This is a genomic window from Enterococcus sp. DIV0210g (assembly GCF_050559705.1).
Lineage (GTDB): Bacteria > Bacillota > Bacilli > Lactobacillales > Enterococcaceae > Enterococcus_B > Enterococcus_B faecalis_A.
Genome location: NZ_CP187903.1, coordinates 625,286 through 641,485 on the forward strand (window position 1 = coordinate 625,286; position 16,200 = coordinate 641,485).

13 protein-coding genes are annotated in these 16,200 nt (G+C 40.4%); 10 read left to right on the top strand and 3 right to left on the bottom strand.

Annotation, left to right across the window (positions count from 1 at the left end; all coding sequences use genetic code 11):
* Nucleotides 1-290 precede the first annotated feature (290 nt).
* The 3 genes from yfcC to IGI64_RS03105 all read left to right on the top strand — a co-directional run bounded on the left by yfcC (nucleotide 291) and on the right by IGI64_RS03105 (nucleotide 3,734).
* Complete coding sequence (gene yfcC, locus IGI64_RS03095) at nucleotides 291-2,030, top strand: putative basic amino acid antiporter YfcC (RefSeq protein WP_034860830.1); 1,740 nt, start codon at nucleotides 291-293, stop codon at nucleotides 2,028-2,030.
* Nucleotides 2,031-2,217: 187 nt separating this feature from the next.
* Nucleotides 2,218-3,402, top strand: a complete 1,185-nt coding sequence (iadA, locus tag IGI64_RS03100; RefSeq protein WP_429940746.1) for a beta-aspartyl-peptidase — start codon at nucleotides 2,218-2,220, stop codon at nucleotides 3,400-3,402.
* Between the two features lie 101 nt (nucleotides 3,403-3,503).
* Nucleotides 3,504-3,734 carry a CsbD family protein gene (locus IGI64_RS03105; RefSeq protein WP_016625752.1) on the top strand — a complete coding sequence of 77 codons (231 nt, stop codon included), beginning with the start codon at nucleotides 3,504-3,506 and terminating at the stop codon, nucleotides 3,732-3,734.
* Nucleotides 3,735-3,824: 90 nt separating this feature from the next.
* Here IGI64_RS03105 and IGI64_RS03110 read toward each other — a convergent pair whose 3' ends face one another.
* Complete coding sequence (locus tag IGI64_RS03110; protein WP_429939447.1) at nucleotides 3,825-4,505, bottom strand: ABC transporter ATP-binding protein; 681 nt, start codon at nucleotides 4,503-4,505, stop codon at nucleotides 3,825-3,827.
* A 14-nt stretch (nucleotides 4,506-4,519) separates the two neighbouring features.
* Nucleotides 4,520-6,022, bottom strand: a complete 1,503-nt coding sequence (locus tag IGI64_RS03115; RefSeq protein ID WP_429939448.1) for an ABC transporter permease — start codon at nucleotides 6,020-6,022, stop codon at nucleotides 4,520-4,522.
* A 590-nt stretch (nucleotides 6,023-6,612) separates the two neighbouring features.
* On the opposite strand from IGI64_RS03115, the gene IGI64_RS03120 reads away from it, so the two are divergent.
* The 7 genes from IGI64_RS03120 to IGI64_RS03150 all read left to right on the top strand — a co-directional run bounded on the left by IGI64_RS03120 (nucleotide 6,613) and on the right by IGI64_RS03150 (nucleotide 14,331).
* Nucleotides 6,613-8,292 (top strand): ribonuclease J, encoded by a 1,680-nt coding sequence (locus IGI64_RS03120; protein WP_034860829.1) that lies wholly within the window; start codon nucleotides 6,613-6,615, stop codon nucleotides 8,290-8,292.
* A gap of 155 nt (nucleotides 8,293-8,447) precedes the next feature.
* A complete protein-coding gene (locus IGI64_RS03125; RefSeq protein WP_429939449.1) occupies nucleotides 8,448-9,887 on the top strand; it encodes an MFS transporter in 1,440 nt (479 codons plus the stop codon).
* Between the two features lie 185 nt (nucleotides 9,888-10,072).
* Nucleotides 10,073-10,753, top strand: a complete 681-nt coding sequence (locus IGI64_RS03130) for a metal-dependent hydrolase (protein WP_429939450.1) — start codon at nucleotides 10,073-10,075, stop codon at nucleotides 10,751-10,753.
* 8 nt (nucleotides 10,754-10,761) lie between these two features.
* Nucleotides 10,762-12,093 carry a DRTGG domain-containing protein gene (locus IGI64_RS03135; protein ID WP_429939451.1) on the top strand — a complete coding sequence of 444 codons (1,332 nt, stop codon included), beginning with the start codon at nucleotides 10,762-10,764 and terminating at the stop codon, nucleotides 12,091-12,093.
* Between the two features lie 13 nt (nucleotides 12,094-12,106).
* Complete coding sequence (locus IGI64_RS03140; RefSeq protein ID WP_429939452.1) at nucleotides 12,107-13,072, top strand: DHH family phosphoesterase; 966 nt, start codon at nucleotides 12,107-12,109, stop codon at nucleotides 13,070-13,072.
* Nucleotides 13,073-13,207: 135 nt separating this feature from the next.
* The gene (locus tag IGI64_RS03145; RefSeq protein WP_034860824.1) at nucleotides 13,208-13,549 is read left to right on the top strand and encodes a zinc ribbon domain-containing protein YjdM; all 342 of its coding nucleotides are present in this window, start codon (nucleotides 13,208-13,210) and stop codon (nucleotides 13,547-13,549) included.
* 77 nt (nucleotides 13,550-13,626) lie between these two features.
* The gene (locus IGI64_RS03150; RefSeq protein ID WP_429939453.1) at nucleotides 13,627-14,331 is read left to right on the top strand and encodes a zinc metallopeptidase; all 705 of its coding nucleotides are present in this window, start codon (nucleotides 13,627-13,629) and stop codon (nucleotides 14,329-14,331) included.
* 41 nt (nucleotides 14,332-14,372) lie between these two features.
* Here the strand turns inward: IGI64_RS03150 and IGI64_RS03155 are convergent, their stop codons facing one another.
* Nucleotides 14,373-15,851, bottom strand: a complete 1,479-nt coding sequence (locus IGI64_RS03155) for a helix-turn-helix domain-containing protein (protein WP_429939454.1) — start codon at nucleotides 15,849-15,851, stop codon at nucleotides 14,373-14,375.
* Nucleotides 15,852-16,200 lie beyond the last annotated feature (349 nt).

Sequence of the window (16,200 nt, forward strand, 5' to 3'; positions counted from 1 at the left end):
ATTTGAAAAAATTCACAAATTTCCGTCAATCTAAATGAAAAATCGTCATCGAGTTGAGAAGGAAAATAAAAAAACACCTAGAAAAACAAACATTGAGCGAGATTGCTCTTTGCAAATTTCTTTGATTCTAACGACATTTTTTCTGATGGATGACCGTCTTGCAAAACCAGTGAATTTTCTTTTTTTAATAAATTACTAATGTGATAAAAAATTTTTTCATGTATAATATCTATAGTTTATCCACTTTTTATTCAAGGGATAGCAAAGACAAAGGGAAAGGAAGTTAAAATGTGAGTAAAGACTCTTCATCGGGGAAAAAGATGCTGGATTTTACTAAAATGCGGACGCCCCACACATATGTCATTATTTTTGGCGTTGTTATCTTCGCTTGGCTGCTGACGTTTCTTGTTCCAGCCGGTAAATTCAGTACACAGGAAATCGAATATAAAGATGCGAATGGGGAAACGAGTACCCGAACTGTTTTGCGTCAGGACTCATTCCGTTATGCTTATGAATTAGATAAAGGATATGTTTTTGATCAATTAGAAGAATTGCAAGATAATCCATCAGAAAGAGAAGCGTTAGATGTCCCTGAAAAAGGACTGGAAGAAGTTTTGGCAGCTGGTGAAAAAAATCTGACTCAGGAAAAATTAGATGAAATCTCTTTAACAGATGACGTACTATACGATCAATATGGGAATAAAATCTATGACACTTCTAAAAAGCTTCATAAAACAGCAAAAGTTTGGGGAACAGATGATTTTGGCGGTTTTGGTTTCTTGAACTTTGTATTTGAAGGTTTGGTTTCAGGTGATAAATATGGCTCAGCAGTCGGTATTGCCGCATTGATCTTGGTGGTTGGCGGAGCTTTTGGGATCATCATGCAGACAGGTGCTATCGATGCAGGGATTTATGCGTTTATCAGTAAAACGCGCGGATTAGAAAGACTTGCTTTACCGTTATTGTTCTTTGCCTTTTCATTTGGCGGAGCAACATTTGGGATGGCAGAAGAAGTTATTCCTTTCTCTATGGTCATGGTTCCTTTTGTGATTGCGTTAGGTTATGACTCGATTGTTGCGGTGACCGTCACGTATGTTGCCTCCCAAATAGGGAATGCAACATCCTGGATGAGTCCTTTCAGTGTCGCCGTTGCGCAAGGGATCGCAGGAATACCGGTGCTTTCAGGTGCTACGTTCCGTTTGATCATGTGGGTAATCGTTACTGGTCTATCCGCTGTTTACTTGATGGTCTATGCTGAAAAAGTGAGAAAAAATCCAGAAAGCTCATTAACACATAAATCTGATGAATATTTCAGAACACATATCCAAAAAACGACAGAAGAAAATACCAAATTCACATTTGGTCATGGACTGATCTTGATTGAAATGCTTGTCGTACTAATCTGGATCATTTGGGGCGTTACTCAAAAAGGATATTACATTCCAGAAATCGCTTCGCAATTCTTTGTGATGGGTCTAGTAGCTGGGATCATTGCTGTTATTTTTGACTTAAACGGAATGAAGATCAACGACATTGCTTCTTCTTTCCAATCTGGAGCTTCTGATTTAGCAGGAACAGCAATTGTTGTAGGTATGGCGAAAGGGATCTTGCTTGTTTTAGGCGGATCGGATGCTTCAGTACCTTCTGCATTGAACACTGTACTTCATAGTATTGGCACAGTATTGACAGGCGTTCCAGCTGCGATCGGTGCTTGGGCAATGTATATTTTCCAAAGCTTGTTCAATTTAGTTGTAACATCCAATTCTGGACAAGCAGCTTTAACAATGCCAATCATGGCACCGCTTGCTGATTTAGTAGGGGTTTCAAGACAGATCGCTGTATTGGCTTACCAGTTAGGTTCTGGTTTCATGGATGCGTTCACTCCTGTTTCAGCCAGCTTGATTGGTGTACTGGGAGTTGCTCGGATCGAATGGGCAAAATGGGCAAGATTCCAAATCAAGATGCAAGGATTCTTGTTTATCTTGGGAACGATCTTTATCATGATTGCTATAGCGATCGGCTTGCAGTAAGCGAAACTGATTTAAAGAAAAATAGCACAAAATCCTTGATGAAACATTTGTTATCCAAGGAATTTCCGAAAGCTGGTTTATTTTCAAAAGAAATTTGTCTGTATCAGATAAGTTTCTTGGAAGTAAAGCCAGCTTTTGTTTCCGAAAATAAAAATCATTCAAGTTTTACGAAGGAGAGAAAGTTATGTTGAAAATTATCCGACAAGCGGAAATCTATGCACCTGAATACTTAGGTAAAATGGACGTTTTGATTGCTGATGGGAAAATCGCAGCTGTGGAAGAAACGATTTCTGGTGGACTTGCAGGAGTGGAAATCGAAGAAATCGACGGTTCAGGGAAAATCTTGACACCTGGTTTTATCGACGGTCATTTTCATATCTTAGGCGGAGGAGGAGAAGGCGGCTATCAAAATCGTACGCCTGAAGTACAATTAAGCCAATTAACGACTGCTGGGGTAACAACAGTTGTCGGATGTCTAGGCACAGATGGTGAAGGCCGCGACATGGTTGCCCTGATCAGCAAAGCGAAAGGTCTGGAAGCAGAAGGTATCACAACTTATGTATATGAAGGCTCTTATCGTCTGCCTGTCAAAACAATTACAGATTCGCTAATCAAAGATTTCTTGGCAATCGATAAAGTGATTGGTATTGGAGAAATCGCCGTTTCCGATCATCGTTCTTCGCAACCGACTTTTGAAGAATTTGCTCGAGCAGCAGCGGATGCGCGTGTCGGCGGGATGCTTTCTGGAAAAGCCGGAGTTATCAATGTCCATTTAGGCGGCGGAAAAAGAAAACTGGAATTGCTTGATCGTTTAGTAGAAGAAACAGAGATTCCCATCACACAGTTATTGCCAACGCATGCCAACCGAACAGAAGAATTGTTTGAAGCTTGTGTAGCTTTTGCGAAAAAAGGCGGTACAATCGATTTTACTGCTAGTGAAGATCCTGATTTCTGGGAAAAAGAAGATGGAGAAGTACGTTTCAGCAAAGGATTGAAACGTTTGTTAGAAGAAGACGTTTCTTTGGATAATTTCACCATGACTTCAGATGGTCAAGGAAGCTTGCCTTATTTTGATGAAAACAATCACTTTATTGGATTGGGTGTTGGAAGTGCTAAAGCGTTGATGGTCGGAATCAAAGAAGCAGTAGAAAAAGAACAGATCCCTTTAGAAATCGCGTTGCGCGCAATCACGAAAAATCCTGCACGTATCTTGAAACTGGAACATAAAGGAGCCATCGAACCAGGAAAAGATGCCGATATCTGTCTGCTTGATCCAGAAACTTTCGCTATCGATACAGTATTAGCCAAAGGAAAAGTGATGGTGGAAAACAAAGAAGTCAAGGTATGGGGTACTTTCGAGAAAACGATTTAACAGTTCTTTAAAATCTTGAAGGATCCAAGGCATGTCTTTTGTCTGTTTTTTCTAATAATGTTATTCTGGAATTAGAGATACATTAAAAGGAGGAATAAACAATGGCAGATTTAAAAGGACGTTCAGAAGACTTGAAAGACAAAGTAGCAGGTGAAGGTAAAGAAGCTTACGGCAAAGCAACAGACGACAAGAAAAAAGAATACGAAGGAAAAGCACAATCTACAGGCGCTGATATCAAAGAAAAAGCACGCGACCTAGGTGAAGACATCAAAGAAGGATTTGAAAATATCAAAGAAAAATTCTCTCACAAAGATGACGAAAACAAAAGATAATTTTCCTGACTAACAAAAAAGCGCGTTGCCATAAAACTATGGCAGCGTGCTTTTTTATTTTTTCTAAAATGAGAAAGACATAGAAGCTTTTTAAGAATAAGCTGCTTCGCTGAGTTCTTTTTTCGCGAAAACTTTATCTTTCAATTCATAGATTTCATCACAACTGCGTGCGACTTCAGTCTCATGAGTCACAATGATGATGCAGCGGTTTTGCTCATGAGCGATTTCTTGGAACAGCTGAACGATTTCTTGAGAGGTGGCTTCGTCGAGGTTTCCTGTTGGTTCGTCCGCGACGATCAAATCATGGTCGCAGCAGATTGCTCGAACGATAGCGACACGCTGCTGCTGGCCGCCGGAAAGATGTGTCACTCGTTTTTGCGCCATTTCTTCATCGATTCCGACACGTGCCAGACTTTCAAGGGCGATTTTTTTGTAGTCGCCTTTTTTTGTTTTAGAGATTTCCATAGCTGCCAACACATTGTCTAGTGCTGAAAGATAAGGAAGCAAGTTATAAGATTGGAAGATGATCGATACATCTTTTTTGCGGTAGTTCCGCAAACCGATTTTATTTAAGGGTTCATCGTTGAAGTACACGGTTCCTTCTTTGGGTGTATCTAGACCAGAGATCAGTGATAAAAAGGTAGTTTTTCCTGAACCGCTGGCGCCTAAGATTGCGTACATTTTTCCTTTTTCAAATGAAAGATTCACTTCTTGATAAAGTGCTTCTTGCGGTGTTTGATACCAATAACTTAAATTTTCTGTTCGAAGCATAGATGATCCCTCCTTTAATTCAATAATATTTTACGCGGATTCAAACGCAGTATCCCGATTGATGAAAGGCAAACGGAGAATAAACCGATCCCAACAGCTACAGCTGCTAAAAATCCTAATTGTTCAGGTTGAACAGCAATATCCAAGTCATTGACTTCATCCGATACAGCTAATGGGTTACTGTTTTGTCCCATTCTGTTTCCTCCTTGGCCGCCTCCGCCAGGCATTTCTCCACCAGGTCCGCCATTATTGTTTTGCGTTTGTGTTTGATCTTGTGCAGTTTCTGTTTGTTGTGAAAGCAGTTGATTGCCAACAGCATTTGCTACGAGATTTCCGCTCACAGCAGCCACGCCAAATGCAAGAATCATACATACCAATACTTCGGTAAATAATTGAGAAACGATTTTCAAACGTGATTCGCCTAAAGAAAGCAAGACGCCAAGTTCATGGCGGCGTTCGCGAATCGTGATCATGATGATCAATGTCAAGATAATAACACCAGCTGCAGCAACTAATAGAACGACATTTTTAGAGAAACTTGCAACATTGTTCAATGGTTGAAGCATTTGTTGATACATTTGATCATTGGATTGCAAACTAAATGTGTCTGTATCAATTACTTTTTCTGCTTCACTAATGAAACTATCCATTTCTTCAGGATCAGATAATGTATAAACGGCAGAATCAACGGTGTCATCACCATCAGTTCCATTTACTTGATTAGCAAAAGTATAAGAAGTATAGAATGTGTTCGATGGGTTCATGAAATTGAATTGCATGCCCATACTGCTGCTTGATTCCGTCGATTCATAGATGCCTTTGATCGTCATTTCGTAAGTGGTATCTTCATCTTCTGAACTGCTGATCGTAAATGTATCTCCAACGGCCAAATCATTTGCTTCGGCTAATGTTGAATCGATCACGACGTTATTTGTATCTTTGTCTTCATCAGTGATTCCTTCACCATCGACGATTTTGGCTGTTCCAGCAGTAAAGCTGCTGTTTTGATCTGTAGAAGAAACACCTTTGATCTGGAAGTCAGCTTGTGTCATTTGGCCTCCGCCTGGCATACCGCCGCCATTTGGTGCATTGCTGTCAGTACTTTCCTCTGAATCTGAACTATCAGATGAATCAGAGATTGCCGTGATTCCATCAGAAGCCATGGCTGAAGCAGAGCTTTCGAAAGAATAACTTTTGACATTATCGAGTTTTGCGATTTTTTCAGCATCACTCAAAGATACAGGCGTCATAGAAAAACTGCCTGGATCAGGTCGTGTACCTGAACTATCTGTTCCGTCTTCAGATGCTTGCTTTTGGAAAGCCGCTTGCCGGTCTGCACTTAATGTAACAGTGGCTCCTACATCTTTTTGGGCGTCAGAAGCCGCTTGTTCGGCCGCGCTTCGAATCGTCAATCCTGCTAAGACAAATACTAAGATTGCTGAAAAGACGGCGAACAAAAGCAAGGAACGCCCCCATTTTGCTTTCGTACTTTTTAGTGCTCGTTTAAAAAAATTCATAAAAACAATCCCTCCTGTCGGTTACAAGAATGAAGTATAGAAAGGCAAACTTAAATGCAGCTTAAAAACTGGAAACGAAAAAAATGAGGGAATTAGAATTTGTTTCAATAATCCATTGTGCTGCGCGTATCTTCTATGTAATTGGACAAAGAATTGTGATAGAATGGAACAAGTATGTTCTACGAGGAAAAGCAGAGGAATGAAGCTTGCTTGGTGAAGCGAGCCGTTCCAGACAGCCTAAAGTAAATGAAGTTGCTCTTTGCAAGAAACAGTGCCTTTAAGATGAAGAAAGAAGCAGAATAAAATTCGTTTTTCCTAGTGTTTCGCTTGACGGTCAAACTGCTGGTGCTAGCGATTTGCTGAAATTATTGTATAATATACCTGAACAGCCGTTTGCTGGATAGGAAATACAGCAGTCGGCAAGAAGCAGAGATGAAAACGTCTGAACTGTCACAAGCGAGGTTCTTTTCTTTAATCAAAAAGTGCGGAAGATCGATCAGCTTAGGTCAGAGCGACTGCTTAAGGCAAGTAGATAAATAAAATAAAGCCGGTATCTATAAAGAAAAGATATCGCAGAAGAGGTGAATTTTGTGAGTACCATAAAAATTATTCCCTTAAGCGGTGTACGAGAAAATGGTAAAAATATGTATATCGCAGAAGTTGGGGAGGATATTTTCGTATTAGATTGCGGTCTGAAATATCCTGAAAATGAATTGTTGGGGATCGACGTCGTTATCCCGGACTTTTCGTATCTAGAAGAAAACATCGACCGTGTAGCGGGTGTCTTTTTAACACATGGACATGCAGATGCAATTGGCGCGCTGCCTTATTTGCTTTCAAAAATCACTGTTCCTGTTTTTGGGACAGAATTGACGATCGAATTAGCAAAATTGAACGTCAGCAGTCATGAAGAATCAAAAGGGTTCAAAGATTTCCACGTGATCGATGAAAATACTGAAATCGACTTTGGCGAAACAATCGTCAGCTTTTTCAGAACGACACATACGATTCCAGATTCTGTCGGGATCAATTTGAAAACAGCAGAAGGAAACATTGTTTATACTGGCGACTTCAAATTTGACCAAACAGCAATCCCTATGTATCAAACAAACTATGCACGACTTGCAGAAATCGGTAAAGAAGGCGTACTGGCTTTGCTGAGTGAATCAGCAAATGCCGAGAATCCAACACCTGTTGCTTCTGAATTGCAGATTGCGGATGAAGTCTTCGATACGATCAACTACTGGGAAGGTCGAATCATCGTCGCTTGTGTGGCAAGCAACTTGCAGCGAGTACAACAAGTTTTAGATGCTGCTGCTAAAGCAGACCGAAAAGTCGTTTTAACAGGACAAGATTTCGAACGGATCATCCGAACAGCGATGCGTTTAGAAAAATTGCGCTTGCCAAGTGAAGATCTTTTGGTCACTTTAAAAGATATGAAGAAATATAATCCAGAAGAATTGATTATTTTGGAAACAGGCAGAATGGGCGAGCCAATCAAATCATTGCAAAAAATGGCAAACGGTTCTCATCGAAACGTGAAAATCGAAGAAGGCGACCTTGTGTATATCACTACTACACCAAGTATTGCTATGGAAACAGTTGTTGCAAAAACAGAAGATATCATTTATCGTGCAGGCGGTACGGTTAAACTGATTTCTGAGAACTTGCGTGTTTCTGGTCATGCGAATCCAAATGATCTGCAACTGATGCTGAACTTGATGCATCCGAAATACTTTATCCCTGTACAAGGCGAATACCGCGAATTAGCTGCTCACGCAGATCTTGCGCATGCAGTAGGTATGCCGTATAAAGATATCTATATCACAGGCCGCGGCGATGTTTTAGAATATAAAAACAAACGAATGAGCGTTGCTGGCTCAATCAGCGCAGAAAATGTCATGATCGATGGTCTAGGAATCGGAGATATCGGAAATATTGTTTTACGAGATCGCAAAGTGTTATCTGAAGATGGGATTTTCGTTGCAGTTGTCACGATCAATCGCCGTGAACAAAAGATCATCTCAAAACCGCAGATTACTTCACGCGGATTTGTCTACCTTAAAGCGAGCCGTGATCTTATCAAAGAAAGCGGAAATATGATTGAGGAAATCGTTATGAAACATTTAGAGAGCAAAGACTTTGAATGGAGCAAACTGAAACAAGATATCCGTGATCAATTGAGCCGTTATTTGTTTGATCAAACAAAACGCCGTCCAGTCATCCTTCCAGTCATCATGGAAGCGACACAGCGTCGAGGAAAAAGATAAACCTGCGGAAGAAGAGCTGACGGACGATAAGTCCCGCAGTTAGAAGCGCAGTGCAAAAACTTGAATGTGGATACTTTTAAGGGAGGCTGATTGACAACTGTCACAGCCTCTTTTTTTGAGGAATAAAAAACATCGTTATAAAAAGGGAGTTTTATATGTTAAGTTATCAAGAAAATGCAACCGTCCAAAAAAATCGCTGGTGGATACTGATCGCAGTCGGGATGTTCACTTTTATGTCGACATTGGATTCTAGTATCGTCAATGTTGCTTTACCAACTATCTCAAGTGATTTATCGGTACCAATGAATCAAACAGAGTGGATCGTTTCTATTTATCTTATGGTTATTTGTTCTTGTCTTTTATTATTTGGAAAAGTCGGCGACAGTTTTGGGAAAATCAAAACGTTCCGCATCGGGACAGTCATTTTTTTAATTGGTTCATTGCTTTGCGGTTTTAATCATTCGCTTAATTTCTTATTGTTTGCACGTGTTGTCCAAGCGCTGGGTGCAAGCATGACAATGGCTACGAATACAGGGATCACCACAGAGATTTTTCCGATGAGTGAAAGAGGGCGCGCTTTAGGGATGATTGGCGCGTTTGTTTCTTTGGGGGCAATTACTGGACCGGGTATCGGCGGGATCATTTTGTCGCATTTTTCATGGTCTTATATTTTCTGGATCAATATTCCGATTGGTTTAATAACGTTATTCATTGGTGAAAAATTCTTGCCAAAAGATATCACGAAAAGTGGGAAATCTATCGACTACCTTGGCTTTACAGCTTTTTCTGCAGCAATTTTGAGTTTTTTCGGCGGGATTTTCCTTGGGCAAGAATTTGGTTTTGCTTCACTGCTAGTGCTTTTATTGTTTGCTGCGGCAATCATCGCTTTCCTGATTTTCATCTGGATCGAAAAAAGGGAAGCTTCTCCATTGATCCGTTTTGATATTTTCAAAAACAAAGCGTTCAGTTTAGGGCTTTTAACAGCAGTGCTGATCTTCTCTTCCAATTTCTTTGTCAATGTCGTGATCCCATTCTATCTGCAAGAAGCAAGAGGATTAACACCAAGTCTTGCTGGGATGCTGATGATGGTCTTTCCGTTGATGATGGTGATTGGGGCTCCTTTAAGCGGATATCTAACAGACAAAATTGGGTCAAGACCGTTGATTCTAATGGGACTAACGTTATTATCGTTAACGCAAATGATGTATATTTTCATGTCGGAAACGACACCAATTTGGTACTACGTATTAGCAACTGGGATCATGGGATTTGGGAATGCACTGTTTCAATCACCGAATAATACAGTTGTGATGAGCAGTGTTTCGACCAATGAACTGGGTGTAGCAGGAAGTATGAACTCTTTTGCACGAAATTTCGGTATGGTCATTGGGATCGCGCTAGCAACGACTGTATTATATGATGCAATGAGTGCCGCGTACGGTCAACGTGTCACAACGTATATCGCCCATCGTCCAGACGTGTTTATTTTTGGGATGAGAGTTGCTTTTTTCTGTTCCTTCCTTTTATGTATCGCAGCCTTTTTACTAACGATTTTCAGAAAAATAGAGCAGAAGCCGAAGACGATCCGCAGCTAAAAGAAAGTTTTGTCTGTTCGAAAGGAACGGTTGGTGAATAGACAGTTATCTGTTACAATTGCATTATAAATACTGTACTAGAATGAAATTGTTTTTTCTGTGGCGGCAGAGAGACAAAACCCGATATCCTCTTGTTGGAATCGTTTTATAAAAAGGAAGTACAGGAAAAGTGGGGGGAAAGAAAAATGAAAATCATCTATCATGGCCATTCATGTATCTCGGTAGAAATGAAGGATGGTCAACGCTTGCTGTTTGATCCGTTTATTACTGGAAACGACCAAACCGATTTGACAGTGGACGAAGTAAAAGCAGATTGGATCTTAGTGACACATGGACACAGCGATCACATTGGCGATATGATCGCAATTGCTGAAAAAAATGACGCCACGATCATTAGTATGGTAGAGATTTGCGACTATGCAGCAAGCCGCGGCGTAAAGGCCCATGGTATGAATATCGGCGGCAGTTTTCATTTTCCATTTGGTTCGGTCAAATTAGTTCCTGCTTTGCATAGTTCCAGCTATGAAGTCAATGGTATCCTCCAATATATGGGCGAACCATCTGGCATTGTTTTGCAAGCGGAAGGAAAAACGATTTATCATGCAGGTGATACTGCTTATTTCAGTGATCTTTCTTTATTAGCAGATGATTTTGCAATTGATTTGGCCTTTTTACCGATCGGGGACAACTTCACGATGGGACCAAAAGATGCAGCCAAAGCAGCGGAAACAATCAAGGCGAAGACGGTCGTGCCGATCCACTACAATACATTTCCTGTTATCCAACAAGATCCAGAAGAATTCGTTAAGCAATTGACGACGGCAGAAGGAAAAATAATGAGCGTTTCAGAAGCGCTGGAAATGTAGGGGAAAAAATGGCGACTAAACATGACTTGATTTTAGAATATATCGAAGGTCTTCCAGTAGGTAACCGGATTTCTGTAAGAAGCATTGCAAAAGAATTGAATGTCAGTGAAGGTACAGCATATCGTGCAATCAAAGATGCTGAAAACACCGGATTAGTATCCACGATCCAAAGAGTCGGAACAATCCGTATCGAACGAAAATTGAAGAAACATATCGAACGCCTGACGTTTGGCGAAGTTGTCAGAATCATTGAAGGAGATGTTCTTGGCGGTGCTTCAGGGCTCGACAAAGTATTGAACAAATTCGTTATCGGTGCCATGACGAAAAGCGCGATGGAACGTTATATCACACCTGGCTCATTGATGATCGTCGGAAACCGCCAAGAAGTCCAGAAGCTGGCATTAGAAGATGGAGCAGCAGTTCTGATCACTGGGGGCTTTGAAACGACGCAGGAAAATGCAGCGCTGGCAGATAAACTCGGGATGCCGATTTTACGAACGACTTATGATACGTTTACCGTGGCAACAATGATCAACCGCGCATTAAGTGATCAGCTAATCAAAAAAGATATCATGCTTGTCAGTGATATTTATCGGTCAACAGAGACGATCCAATACCTTCTTTCAACCGACACTATTGCAGAGTATCAAAAGCTGTCGGACAAGACAAAACATTCAAGATTCCCTGTCGTTAATAAACATCATCGGCTGGTAGGGATCGTCACAGCAAAAGATGTTCTAGGAAAACCGGTGAATCAAATCATTGAACGCGTGATGACGAAAGATCCAATCAGTGTGAAGAAAACAATGAGCATCGCATCAGTCAGCCATCAAATGATTTGGGACGGCTTAGACATGATGCCTGTGGTTTCAGATGACTTGACGCTAGAAGGTGTCATCAATCGGCAGGATGTAATGAAAGCCATGCAGCTGGTACAGCGCCAGCCGCAAATATCCGACACGATTTCTGATCAAATCTCAGGAGATATCTTGACGATCGATCAAGACCGAGACGGAAACCGATTGGAACATCCAAAATTCAAATTTACTGTAACGCCGCAAATGGTCAATGGCGTCGGAACGATTTCGTTTGGAGTATTGAGCGAAATTATTTCAGAAGTGGCCCAAAAAACAATGCTGATGAATCAAAAAAGAAACATCTTGATCGAACAAATGAATCTCCATTATCTGCGTTTGATCCAATTAGAAAGCGAATTGGACATCCGCCCGCGGGTACTAGAGATTGGCCGAAGATCTGCAAAGCTCGATATCGAAGTATTTATCGAAAACACCATCGTAGCCAAAGCAATCGTTGTATGCCAAGTCATGGAACGTTCGTAGAAAGCAGGAGACAATGACAATACAAGAAGAAATCTTACAAAAAATAAAAGCATACTCACGCATCATCATTCACCGCCATCAGCGTCCTGATCCCGATGCGCTTGGTTCGCAAGTTGGGCTGGCAGAGATTTTGCGTGCCAGTTTCCCAGAGAAAGAAATTTATCAAGTTGGTGAATCCGTTGAAGGACTTGAGTTTTTAGCAAAAATGCAGCAAATCGAAGACCAGCTTTACGACGGAGCACTCGTGATCGTGACAGATACAGCGAATGCACCGCGAATCAGTGACAAACGTTACGATCGCGGAAGCTGTCTAATCAAGATCGATCACCATCCAAACGATGATCCTTATGGCGATTTGGTATGGGTCGACACATCAGCCAGCAGCTGCAGCGAAATAATCGCTTCCTTTGCTTTGATGTTTCCAAATGACTTGAAGATGAACGAACATTCTGCTCGTTTGCTTTACGGGGGGATCGTTGGTGATACGGGACGATTCTTGTATCCAGCGACGACATCAAGAACATTTGAGATTGCAGCAGTTCTGCGTTCTTATCCTTTTGATGCATCCGCATTGAACCGTGAACTGGATCAAGTCTCGATGGCTGTAGCTAAACTTTCAGGTTATGTCTATCAAGCCATTGAAGTAGACGGGAACGGTGCAGGCAGGGTGATTTTAACAAAAGAAATCTTAGAAGAATATGGTATCTCAGATTCTGATACAGCTGCAATCGTAGCACTTCCTGGAAGAATCGATGAAGTCTTAGCCTGGGGAATCTTCGTGCAGCAGCCAGAAGGATATTACCGTGTACGTTTACGCTCAAAAGGACCAATAATCAATGAGCTGGCAAAAAGACACCATGGCGGCGGCCATCCGTTAGCCAGCGGTGCAAATGCAAAAGATCTAGCTGAAGCAGAACAGATCTATCAAGAGATCCAACAGCTTTGCGCAATATATAATGAACAACATTCAGATCTATAAAAAGCACTGTTATCTAAAATGAAAGTATCCAAACATCAATGTTTGGATATTTTTTTGCAAAAAAATGCCAAATCCTTCTTTAAACCAAAGCGAAACTTATGTAAAATAAGCTTTATTACTGTATACATAAGGAGAATGAAAATGACATTACCAAATTGCCCAATGTGCGATTCCGCTTATACTTATGAGGACCGCGACATGTATGTTTGTCCAGAATGCGGACATGAATGGAAAGCAGCAGAGACAGAAGAAACAGAAACAGGCCTTGTCGTAAAAGATGCAAACGGCAATCTTTTACAAGAAGGAGACAGTGTAACTGTTATCAAAGATTTGAAAGTCAAAGGTGCTTCAGGCGCAATCAAACAAGGAACAAAAGTAAAAAATATCCGTTTAGTCGAAGGCGACCACAATATCGATTGCAAAGTTGACGGATTTGGTCCAATGAAATTGAAATCTGAATTTGTCAAAAAGAACTAATCGAAAAAGTCAAAGTCTTTTCACACACTAGAGCAAGACTCGTGATAAAATAAAAGAAAAGGAAGGAGACGACCAAAATGTACGGTTTTTATAATTTTTTTGACCCAACATTCATTTTAGTGATTATCGGTCTAGTAATATCTGGTGCAGCCTCGGCCTACGTAAACAGTACCTTTCACAAATATGACAAGATGCGCAGTAAAAATAACGTAACAGGTGTACAAGCTGCTCAATATATCTTGAAAAGCCAAAATATCAATGATGTAGGTGTACAGCCGATTTCTGGTAATCTGACGGATAACTATAATTCTGGGAATAAGATCTTAAGTCTATCCCAATCGACTGCACAATCCACATCTGTTGCGGCTATCGGCGTTGCTGCTCACGAATGCGGCCATGCTGTCCAAGATGCAGTTGGATATGCGCCTCTGAGGATTCGTGCAGCACTTGTTCCAGTAGCGAATTTCGGTTCAATGATCTCTTTTCCGCTCATCATGGTTGGTGTGCTGTTCAGTTGGAACGCGACATTGATCAATATCGGGATCTTTGCTTTTTCACTTGCACTGCTGTTCCAGTTAGTGACACTTCCAGTGGAGTTCAATGCTTCGAGACGTGCTTTGCAGATTTTGAGTGACGGCGGCTTTTTGACAGAAGAGGAAGTCCCAGCAGCCAGACATGTCCTGTTTGCAGCAGCTTTGACCTATGTAGCAGCTGCGTTAGCTACGTTTTTACAATTGCTTCGCCTGATTTTGATTTTTGGCGGGAATAACCGCAGAGATTAAATGAAAAGACCTAGTATCTATGACAGATGCTAGGTCTTTTTTTAACAAATAATATTATTTTTTTTGAGATAAAGATCTTGTATCAAATGAGTCAATTTTTTCCAGATTTCTTGATTATTCGCGGAGTCGAAATAAAAAGCATGCTTTTTTCGCTCAGAAGCTTCTACCCAATCTGTAATGATCAAATCTGCATCATGATAATTATCTGTAAGCAAAATCGTCTGGTTATTGAACAATTGATACAAACGGTTTTGCAATGTATAGCTTTCGGTAATCGATTTAGTGATTTGTATGTAGATCATCAAAGGATATGTCGTTTCTGAATGCAGCATCGCATAAATCAATTCGCTAAGAAAGGTATTGAACGTTTTCGTTTTTTTAGACGGTCGGAAGACAGTATCGACGATTTTTTGGATTTTTGCTAATTCCTTCACTGAAGTTCCCGAAGCAGAGGCCATTTTTGGGAAATAAAGAGTATAGAATTCCGCTACAACGTCGCCGATCAGTAAAACAAGCACTGCTAACAACAAAATGAAATAATTATATGAGGCTTGTTTTTCAGGTATTTGAAGCGCTGCATACTCTTGAGAAAGTTTTTTTGTCAATTCCTTGACCTGATGACAAAGTTCATTGTTCTTTTCAAAAAATAGCTGGCCAACTTCTATTTTTTGTTCACTGGAAATCCAGTTAGGGAAAAGGGCACACATAAATAAATTGAAATGCTGATACTCGATTTCCCATTGTTTTTCAGAGATTCCTGTGTGAGCAGCGCGCTGGAGGATTCTTGAAAAATCTTGTTGTTCACGGAAAACGGTTAAAATCTCCTCGATATCGTCTGGAGGCTCCTCCAGCAGCTGTTGATGTTTGATCCGGATAATAAAGATAGCCACTAAGAAATAAAACTGCATATTACGGGCAGAAGATTGCTTTGCTGGTTCCGAGATGCCCGAACGATGCAGGAGTTTCTGCAGCTTTTTCAATGACAGCGCCTGAAATGGCCATTCAATACCTTGGAAAGAATCTGCTAAGAAAAGATAACTGTACATACGAATATGCAGTTCATCTCCAGTTAAAGAATACTTACCCTGTTGAACCACGACTTGCAAGTGATATTTTTTGATCTTTTCATTGATCTGGTTCGTCAGTTTATCTAAATAAGAAGCTGAGATAAACAACTCTTCCAGTAAAAATTCTTTTGATAAAACCGGATATTCGATCAGCAGCAATAAATAATTGAACCGCTGTGACTCCTTGAAATAGCAAATCCGCAATTTGTATAAAACCATCATTCCATTTTTTGCATATGCAGGTGAAATCAAAATCTCTCCTTTGGCTGTGGAGAGGATAAATGTATCGATTCCTAAATGGTAGCTGATGGCAGTGTTTAATTTGCGAATCAATTCTTTGACTGTCCTTTTTGGGATATCCAAGTGTTCTGACAGTTTTTGCAGCGAACATTTCTGCTTCTGAGTTAGTGTGTATAAAACCAGCAGCTCTTTTTCTTTGGCTTTGGTCAGCATGTAAATCTCCTTTTTATTCTATTCTTGTCCAGGGGGCGGCATAAAATGTGAGTGGAAAGTGCTTTCTAACTATGTTATTCTCACAGAGTATGAAAGTTTGATTATACAAAATGTTATTTTATAGTTATTCTATAGTTTGTTTATTTCTATTGTTTATTGATAAAGGCATTTTGTCAAGTCATTATAGACATAACCTTGTTATCTCTTGTTGGCTCAGAAAATGAAAAAGTGAAAAAGTGCACTAAATAACTATGTTATATTTAGAATGTGGGTTATTTTGTTATTTTTTAAAAGTTTTTTTGCATTATTTTTGCAAGATTCTTTTATAAAAATAGATTAGACGTATTTT

Excerpts from the sequence above, each read along its gene's own strand:
- IGI64_RS03105 (WP_016625752.1), top strand. The coding sequence starts at position 3,504 with ATGGCAGATTTAAAAGGACGTTCAGAAGACTTGAAAGACAAAGTAGCA.
- IGI64_RS03110 (WP_429939447.1), bottom strand. The coding sequence starts at position 4,505 with ATGCTTCGAACAGAAAATTTAAGTTATTGGTATCAAACACCGCAAGAA.
- IGI64_RS03115 (WP_429939448.1), bottom strand. The coding sequence starts at position 6,022 with ATGAATTTTTTTAAACGAGCACTAAAAAGTACGAAAGCAAAATGGGGG.
- IGI64_RS03125 (WP_429939449.1), top strand. The coding sequence starts at position 8,448 with ATGTTAAGTTATCAAGAAAATGCAACCGTCCAAAAAAATCGCTGGTGG.
- IGI64_RS03130 (WP_429939450.1), top strand. The coding sequence starts at position 10,073 with ATGAAAATCATCTATCATGGCCATTCATGTATCTCGGTAGAAATGAAG.
- IGI64_RS03135 (WP_429939451.1), top strand. The coding sequence starts at position 10,762 with ATGGCGACTAAACATGACTTGATTTTAGAATATATCGAAGGTCTTCCA.
- IGI64_RS03140 (WP_429939452.1), top strand. The coding sequence starts at position 12,107 with ATGACAATACAAGAAGAAATCTTACAAAAAATAAAAGCATACTCACGC.
- IGI64_RS03145 (WP_034860824.1), top strand. The coding sequence starts at position 13,208 with ATGAAAATGACATTACCAAATTGCCCAATGTGCGATTCCGCTTATACT.
- IGI64_RS03150 (WP_429939453.1), top strand. The coding sequence starts at position 13,627 with ATGTACGGTTTTTATAATTTTTTTGACCCAACATTCATTTTAGTGATT.
- IGI64_RS03155 (WP_429939454.1), bottom strand. The coding sequence starts at position 15,851 with ATGCTGACCAAAGCCAAAGAAAAAGAGCTGCTGGTTTTATACACACTA.